Source organism: Roseburia sp. CLA-AA-H209 (assembly GCF_020687575.1).
GTDB classification, from domain to species: domain Bacteria; phylum Bacillota; class Clostridia; order Lachnospirales; family Lachnospiraceae; genus Roseburia_C; species Roseburia_C amylophila.
Map to the genome: position 1 here is coordinate 1 of NZ_JAJEQU010000045.1, position 1,872 is coordinate 1,872.

The 1,872-nt window shown below is 39.0% G+C and carries 1 protein-coding gene; it reads right to left on the reverse strand.

Annotated features, from left to right (window positions below; genetic code table 11):
- Window positions 1–272 precede the first annotated feature (272 nt).
- Complete coding sequence (locus LKD41_RS15460) at window positions 273–1,733, reverse strand: DDE-type integrase/transposase/recombinase (RefSeq protein WP_227573660.1); 1,461 nt, start codon at window positions 1,731–1,733, stop codon at window positions 273–275.
- Window positions 1,734–1,872: the final 139 nt, after the last annotated feature.

A 1,872-nucleotide genomic window follows, 5' to 3' on the forward strand; every position in this document is an offset into this window, starting at 1 on the left:
GATAGTGTCAAGTAAGCTATGAAAAACGAGCCGAAGAAAAATAGGCTCAAATGAACCTTGAAAATTGCAGATATTTATGTTTTTGATAACGGACGCCATCCTTGAGGGCGCACAAAAGCAATGCTCTGATCGTATTACCGACGGCGAAGAACTCAGGAACAGTTACACTCTTTCCGTCGCATCACAGCATTTTAGCATTGCCTCTGTGTGCCTTCAAGGACACAGCCGTAAGCGTTGCTTACGGTGGCTGATATTAACCTCGGGCTTTGAATCTAGGAACAGTTATGGGCTTCACCCTGTTGCATCTGTTTAATTCTGCATTGTCCTAGATAGATTAGTAGTTGCCATTTTCCTGGCATGTTATCGGCATTATCAAGCTCTTGTACATGATTTAGGACACGATAACCATTGTGCCTATGGGGACGCAGGAAGTTGTAATAAGTTACCCAGAGAGCTAAATCGTAGTTGGCGCCTTCGATGTTATCAAAACCGTTGGTAGGACGATAGGATTCTTTGTAGGTTCTGTTAAGTCGTTCAATCATCTGTTTGTAAGGGCGATATTTGGTAGATACCTCATCATCGTTGGTAAGGCCGATTACTTGGGTGATATCAAACTTAAATTTTTCACCAAACTGGCGGAAGAATTGTTGAGCTGCTAATGGGTATGCGCTGTATCCGTCGGCGATAAATTTAAAGTGTTCTGGTAGTTTTTCTTTGTAGTGTTTTAACGCCATACGCATGGAAAGAATGCATGGACCAACACCACGATTATCAGAGATTTGGTATCCGAGGATGGAGCGTTTTGCAGCGTCCATAATAAACCAGATGTAACCTTTTATACCTTTGATTTTTATGTAGGTTTCGTCAGCAGTTAATACTTTACCAACTTTGTAATCGTAATTGTCGGTGAAAGGCTTTACACAGATGGCGGCAGTAGTACAGTAATTCGCTACTTGTTGATGAGATATTTTTATTCCATGAATGTCTCGGAGAGCTTGAGCGGTTTTTCGCAAAGAGAGACCTAAGTTGACACGATAGGTTAAGCACAGTGACATGGTGTAGGAATCGTGCCTCTTAAAATTTAAGGAAGACGCATTTTTAGGAAGAGAAGATAAATCCATCTTAAAAAAATCTATCGTAAATTCGCGGTAGATGTAGTGGAGTTTATATTTGCTTTTTCCATGTTTTTCATCTAAATGTTCTCTATCAACTTTTTTAAGATTATGAAGATAGTAAGGGCATTTAAGGTTTCTACATTTGTGAATGATAAAGTGCTTTCTACTCTTGATAGGTTCCAGTATTCTGGAGCAGTGAGGGCAACGAAGGGAAGTGGTTTTTGTGAATCGATTTTCGTTAAGGTTGAATTTAGTGTCACAAACCTTACACCAGATTTGTCCTTTAGAACCATTGTTTTTGTAAAGATAAATCTTTGGAGCGTTGCAACGAGGGCAGGAGCAATCGTCAGGGATGTTGCAGTCTGAGCGACGATGCACAGGTTTGATTTTCTTACCATACTTCCATTCTAAGTATGGAAGTAGAAGACGATAATCCCAAGACTCGTAGTGAAGAATTTTAGGGAGTTCATCTATCTTGAATTTTTGATATTTAGGAGAATGAGAATCATCAAAAGCCCACTGCTTTAGTGGGATGTATCTGCAAATAAAATTCAATAACTGACCAATAATTTTGCGTTGGTAATTGATGTAATTTAATAAATAAAGTATAATGTCCATGAGCAATAACCTCGTTTCTTGTTTTGTTGGTTTGGCGATTGACATTATACCAGAAAATAGGGGGGATTGCTCTTTTTGTTTGCAAACTCCCTAAAATAAAGGTTTTAGAACAAAAAAGAGGTAGTCTTTTGACACTACC

Bases quoted from the DNA above. Each gene is read 5' to 3' on its own strand.
- LKD41_RS15460 (WP_227573660.1), bottom strand. From the start codon at position 1,733: ATGGACATTATACTTTATTTATTAAATTACATCAATTACCAACGCAAA.